General features: G+C 64.3%; 5 protein-coding genes. 1 reads left to right on the forward strand and 4 read right to left on the reverse strand.

Features of this window, described 5'->3' with window-relative positions; genetic code table 11:
* The 4 genes from BLX42_RS03775 to BLX42_RS03790 form a co-directional block, all read right to left on the reverse strand.
* On the reverse strand, positions 1 to 189 hold a 189-nt coding region (locus BLX42_RS03775; protein ID WP_161871178.1), incomplete at its 3' end, for a DUF3325 domain-containing protein.
* Positions 186 to 1,706, reverse strand: a complete 1,521-nt coding sequence (locus BLX42_RS03780; RefSeq protein ID WP_161871179.1) for a PepSY domain-containing protein — start codon at positions 1,704 to 1,706, stop codon at positions 186 to 188. The genes BLX42_RS03780 and BLX42_RS03775, both read right to left, overlap by 4 nt.
* Positions 1,703 to 1,990, reverse strand: a complete 288-nt coding sequence (locus tag BLX42_RS03785; protein WP_161871180.1) for an iron transporter — start codon at positions 1,988 to 1,990, stop codon at positions 1,703 to 1,705. Before BLX42_RS03785 ends, BLX42_RS03780 begins: the two co-directional genes overlap by 4 nt.
* Before the next feature lie 125 nt (positions 1,991 to 2,115).
* Positions 2,116 to 4,356, reverse strand: coding sequence for a TonB-dependent siderophore receptor (locus tag BLX42_RS03790; RefSeq protein ID WP_046787909.1), 2,241 nt, complete (start codon positions 4,354 to 4,356; stop codon positions 2,116 to 2,118).
* 242 nt (positions 4,357 to 4,598) lie between these two features.
* Here BLX42_RS03790 and BLX42_RS03795 point away from each other — a divergent pair, with 242 nt between their 5' ends.
* Positions 4,599 to 5,882 carry an arsenic transporter gene (locus BLX42_RS03795; RefSeq protein WP_161871181.1) on the forward strand — a complete coding sequence of 428 codons (1,284 nt, stop codon included), beginning with the start codon at positions 4,599 to 4,601 and terminating at the stop codon, positions 5,880 to 5,882.
* The last annotated feature ends 32 nt before the right edge of the window (positions 5,883 to 5,914 follow it).

Genomic DNA, 5,914 nt, shown 5'->3' on the forward strand with positions numbered 1-5,914 from the left:
GCCCCAAGCCTGGGCACAGAGCAACAGGCTGATCATCAGTGCCAGCCAGCCAGCGCCACGCAGCACCACGCGCAATGGCCGCGGGCAAGCCCGCTGCCATACCTGCTTGTAGTGCCGCTCCAGGCCTTGGCAAAGGCCAAGCATGCCGGCATAGGCGAACAGCGTGCCGCCCGCGATCAGCATCATCATGCGCCTGCCTCCACGCTGCGCCCTGCCTTGCGTGCAAGCGGTGCCGGCTCGGCATTCTGCACACGCCAAGCCACCAAACCGAGCAAGCCTCCCAGCACCAGTGCGCAAGCCGCCACGCCCAGGCGCAAGGCATCCGCCAGCCCACCGAACAGCCCAAGGCCCATGCACAGCAGTGCCGTCAGCCCCAGTTGCTCCACCCACGCCCGGCGCGCAGGCCTGATACCCGCATGCAACAGCGCCAGCAGCCATACACCAAAGAACGCCCGCACCTCCCAGGCTTCGCGCTGTACCAGCTCGACCGGCAGCAGGCGGCTGGCCCAGAGCAAGCCGGCACAGGCCAGCAGCAAACCGGCAACGAAACCGACATTGCACACCTCGGCCACCCGGTACCAACGCCGCGCCGACAACTGCGCGCTGGCGCTGGCGTACTTGCGCCCACGCTTCACGCAAAACAGCACCAGGCCACTGGCGATCATCACGCAGCTGATGACGCCACAAACGAAGTACAACCAACGCATCGGGTACCCGCCAAACTGGGCAAAATGCAGGCCGACCATGACCCGCTGGGTCAAGGGGGCCGCACGCCACTCGGTCACATCGCTGAGCAACTGGCCGCTGACACCATCGAATACCATGGCCTGCCCCTTGGACAGGGCGATGCGATTACCCAGTTCAGGGCGGACCTCGATCCGTGCCCCGGCAGTGTTGGGATTGCGGATATTGAAACCGCCTATGGGCCCCAAGCGTGCCTGCGCCTGGGCCAGTAGCGGTACCACATCGGCCAGCTCCGCGGGCTGCCTGGCCATGCCCCTTGGCTGCTCCAGGCGGGCGTTGCCCTGGGCCTTGAAGTAGGCCCGGTTGTCCCCGGCGAACAGCGCATCGACACCTGCAGGAATGTAGATGAGCATGAAGATCACCAGCCCGGTGTAGGTGATCATCAGGTGGAACGGCAGCAACAGCACTGCACTGGCGTTGTGAAAGTCCAGCCAGGAGCGCTGGCCCTTGTTCGGCCGGAAAGTGAAGAACTCCTTGAAGATCTTCTTGTGGATGACAATGCCGGTGACAAGCGCCGCCAGCATCACCAGCGCCAGTGCACCGACCACGAAGATGCCCCAGTTGCGCGGCAGGTCGAGGGTGAAATGGAAGCGGAAAAAGAAATTGCCGCCGACACTGTCGCGTACCTCGATGGCCTCGCCCGTCTGCGGGTCGAGCTGCACGCCGCCGCCATGGCGCCGCTCACCGGTAGATACCCGCAGCCCGGGCGAACGATCGGTGGGCAGGCTGACGCCCCAGTTGCCGGCCTGCGGCTCATGGGCTTGCAGGTAGGCAATGGCGCGCCGCGCGGCATCGGCCTGGGTCACTTCACTGGCCGGGATTTCCGGCTGCATCCAGTGGTTCAGTTCTTTGTCGAACACCGCCAGGGTGCCGGTGACGAAGATGGCGAACAGCAGCCAGCCGAAGATCAGCCCGCCCCAGGTGTGCAGCCAGGCCATCGATTGAGTGAAGGTGTTCTTCATGCCAGCCACTCCAGCGCCTGGGGCCAGAAGCCGATCAACGCCAGGGGCGCGGCCAGGGCCAGCGGTAGCCAGGCGCGCACCGCGTCACGGCTGGCAAAGGCCCATAGGATGGCTGCGGTGTAGAAAATGAAGGCCGGCAGGGTCGCGACGATGACCGCATCGGCAGGTGACAGCGGCAACAGCCGGGCCAGGCAGGCGCTGGCGGCATAGGTAAGCGCGTAGCCGCCCAACAGCGCGGCGCTGCTGCGCGAGAGGATCTGCAACCAGGCGGTTTTAGTGTTCATTGGGGTATTTCCTGGTAGTCACATCGAGGCAAGCCCGCTCCCCAGGTACACCACTGCGCTTGCGCCCGTGGGGTATCTGCAGGAGCGGGCTTGCCCCGCGAATGGGCCGCAGCGCGGCCCCTGCATCAGAACGAGATATTCAAGGAAGCAAACACCGCACGTCCCGGCTGGTTGTAGGTGTTGGCACCCGAGCTGCTGGCATTGCCACCGCGATAGATCTGCTTGTCGAACACGTTGTTCACGCCCACCCGCACGTCATAGTTGGCGTTGAACTTGTACCCGGTGCTGACATCCACCAGGCCATAGGCCTCGACATCCTGCTGCGCCTCGGCGTCGTAGCTCTCCTCGGTGCGGTAGTTGTAGGTCGGCGACTTCTGCTTGCCGTAGTAGGTCCCGGCCACCTGGAACGAAAGCTTGTCGGTGGCGCGCCAGTCCAGGGTGCTGTTGACCGTGTATTCGGGGATCACCGACAGCGGCTCGCCCGTCTCGCGGTTGTCGTTGTCGAGCATCCAGGTCAGGTTGGTGTTCCAGTCCAGTACCGGGGTCAGTTCGACGAACAGGTTGCCCTCGATGCCTTCCACACGTGCCTCGCCGGCGTTCTCCCACTGGGTCACGCGGCGGCCGCTGTTGATGCTGTAGAGCACATCGGTGTCACCGATGATCTTGTTCTTGTAATCGTTGCGGAAGTACGTCGCGCTGGTACGCCAGGTGCCGCGGTCGTACAACAGGCCGATTTCCTTGTTGACGCTGATTTCCGGCTTGAGGTCGGCATTGCCCTGCAGGTAGCAGCCCCCGGAGTTGCTCTGCTGCACACTGCAGCCGTTGCCACGGCTGTAGAGCAGGTAGTTGGGGTTGGACTGATACAGGTTCGGCACCTTGTAGGCCCGGGCGATACCGCCCTTGACCGACAGCGCATCGGTCAGCTTGTGCGACAGGTTGAGGCTGGGGCTGAAGTTGTCGCCAAAGGTTTCGTGGTGATCGAAGCGCAGGCCCGGGGTGACGGTGGTGTCGCCCAGCACAATGTTGTCCTCGACGAACAACGCGTAGCTCTTGGCGGTCATCTTCGAGTTGCTGCGGTCGAAGCCACTGATGACGTCACTGCCACCGCCGCTGGGGTCGAAGCTCTGGGGGCGGAACGAGCCCTGGTCGTTGAGCGATTCGTAAAGGTACTCGCCGCCCAGGGTCAGCACATGTTCAGTACTGCCCATGGCAAACGGCAGGTTCACTTCGCTGCTCAGGCGAGTGTTGCGCAGCCGCGACATGGCTGCACCGCTGTCGTTGATCGCACCTTCCGGGCCACCGGCCAGGCCTTCGTTGAGACGCCAGTTGCGTACGTATTCGTAAGCCAGGCTGGTCTTGCTGGTGCCCCAGCTGAAATCGCCAAGGTGGGTCAGGTCATAGGTGTTGCGCTGCATGACATTGGTCTCGTGGCCATACAGGCTGGAGATCAGGTCGACATTGCTGCCGCCGTTGCTGTTCATGGTGTCGCCGGCATAGAGGTTGCCCTGGCGGCTATAGCCGGCGCTGGCTTCGAGGCGGTGCTCGTCGTTGAGCCGCCAGCTCAGCAGGCCGTTGATGTCCTTGTTGCGCACGCCCTCACGGCCGGCGACCAGCGCGCTGTTGGCGTGGTCGGCGTTGATGTCCAGGTCGTCGGCGTCGGTCTTGGCCAGGCCACCGTACAAACGGAAACCGAGGTTGTCGGTAAGCCCACCGCTGAGGTTGAAGTTGGCACGACGGCTGACACCCTCGGCACTGTCTTGCGGCATTTGCGTGAACAGGTTGAGGCTGCCCTTGAACGCCTCGGTGGGCCGCTTGGTGATGATGTTCACCACCCCGCCCATGGCGCCCGAGCCGTAGCGCGCCGCCGCGGGGCCGCGCAGGATTTCGATGCGCTCGACCGCCTCGGCCGGCACCCAGTTGGTTTCGCCGCGGGTGTCGCGGTCGCCGTTCCAGCCGTAGCGCACGGCGTTGCGCGCGCTGGACGGTTTGCCGTCGATGAGGATCAGGGTGTTCTCCGGGCCCATGCCGCGCAGGTCGATCTGCCGGTTGTTGCCACGCGCACCACTGGCGCTGTTGCCGGTCAGGTTGACCCCCGGCTCCCGACGGATGATGTCGGACAGGTCGTTGGCCGGCGGGCGACGCTTGATGTCTTCTTCAGTGATGATCGACGAACCCAGCGCCTGACGTGCCTCGCGCTCTGCAGTGACCAGGGTGTCCTGGATCACCAGTGCGTCGTCGGCCACCGGCATTTCCAGCACCTCACCAGGGCTGCGCTCCACTGTTTCAGCGGCGGTCGCCATCATGGCCGGTGACGCCAACGCGACAAACGCCAGGGCCAGGCTGTTGGGTGAAGTTCTGCACTGCATTGACACATCTCCTGCGATGGGTAAGCGAAGGGCACATCCCTGCCAGGAAGCCGGAAGGCCCGCGCCCACCGGCCTCGCAAACACTGTTCGGGGGCCAACAGGGTTGGTAAATATAGTGATTCTCAAATGGGTTTAAATCTTATTTACGAAACTTACATGTTTGCACCGGAACTTTTCCGACGCGTAGCCAGCCCGTGTACAGTCACTTTTGCCCCTCTCCCCTGAGATGAGACAGCGTTTCCATGCTCCCAGCCGCTCTGATCTTCCTGTTCACCCTGACCCTGGTCATCTGGCAGCCCAAAGGCCTCGGCGTTGGCTGGAGCGCCACACTCGGCGCCGTGCTGGCCCTGGTGTTCGGCGTGGTATCGCTGCATGACATCCCCACGGTATGGGCCATCATCTGGAACGCCACCGCCACCTTCATCGCCCTGATCGTCATCAGCCTGCTGCTGGACGAAGCGGGCTTTTTCGAATGGGCGGCGCTGCATGTGGCGCGCTGGGCGCGAGGGGACGGGCGCCGCCTGTTCGCCTTCATGGTGCTGCTGGGCGCGGCGGTGTCGGCGCTGTTCGCCAATGACGGCGCGGCGCTGATCCTCACCCCGATCGTCATGTCGATGCTGCTGGCGCTGCGCGTCTCCCCGGCGGCGACCCTGGCCTTCGTCATGGGTGCAGGCTTCATCGCCGACACCGCCAGCCTGCCGCTGGTGGTATCCAACCTGGTGAACATCGTCTCGGCGGACTACTTCGATCTGGGGTTCAACGCCTATGCCGCGGTGATGGTGCCGGTGAACCTGGTAGCAGTGGCAGCCACGCTGCTGGTGCTGTGGCTGTATTTTCGCCGCGACATTGCGCTGCGCTATGCCACCGAGGACCTCAAGGTGCCGGCCATGGCCGTACGCGACCGCGCAACGTTCCGTGTCGGCTGGGCGGTGCTGCTGGCATTGCTGGCCAGCCTGTTCGTGCTCGAGCCCATGGGCATCCCGGTCAGTGCCGTGGCCGCAGCCTGCGCGGCGGTACTGTTCGCCGTTGCCGCCCGGGGCCATGTGATCTCCACCCGCCGCGTGCTGCGCGAGGCACCGTGGCAGATCGTGGTGTTTTCGTTGGGGATGTACCTGGTGGTCTACGGCTTGCGCAATGCCGGCCTCACCGACTCGCTCGGCAATGTGCTGAGCTGGCTGGCCGGGCACGGGCTATGGGCAGCCTCGCTGGGGACCGGCCTGATTGCGGCGCTGCTGTCGTCGGTCATGAACAACATGCCCAGCGTGCTGATCGGGGCGCTGTCGATTCATGCCAGCGAGGCGCAGGGTGTGGTGCGCGAAGCGATGATCTATGCCAACGTGATCGGCTGCGACCTGGGGCCGAAGATCACCCCGATCGGCAGCCTGGCCACGCTGTTGTGGCTGCATGTGCTGGCGCGCAAGGGCGTGACCATCGGCTGGGGGTATTACTTCAAGGTAGGCGTATTGTTGACGGTGCCCGTATTGCTGGTGACCCTGGCGGCACTGGCGGTGCGGCTGAGTTTTTGAGGGCAAAGCCTGCGTTGGCGGCTGCACATGGC

Origin of the sequence: Pseudomonas sp. SG-MS2, assembly GCF_009933855.1 — a bacterium.
Classification (GTDB): domain Bacteria; phylum Pseudomonadota; class Gammaproteobacteria; order Pseudomonadales; family Pseudomonadaceae; genus Aquipseudomonas; species Aquipseudomonas putida_E.

Bases quoted from the DNA above. Each gene is read 5' to 3' on its own strand.
- BLX42_RS03785 (WP_161871180.1), bottom strand. From the start codon at position 1,990: ATGAACACTAAAACCGCCTGGTTGCAGATCCTCTCGCGCAGCAGCGCC.
- BLX42_RS03790 (WP_046787909.1), bottom strand. From the start codon at position 4,356: ATGCAGTGCAGAACTTCACCCAACAGCCTGGCCCTGGCGTTTGTCGCG.
- BLX42_RS03780 (WP_161871179.1), bottom strand. From the start codon at position 1,706: ATGAAGAACACCTTCACTCAATCGATGGCCTGGCTGCACACCTGGGGC.
- BLX42_RS03795 (WP_161871181.1), top strand. From the start codon at position 4,599: ATGCTCCCAGCCGCTCTGATCTTCCTGTTCACCCTGACCCTGGTCATC.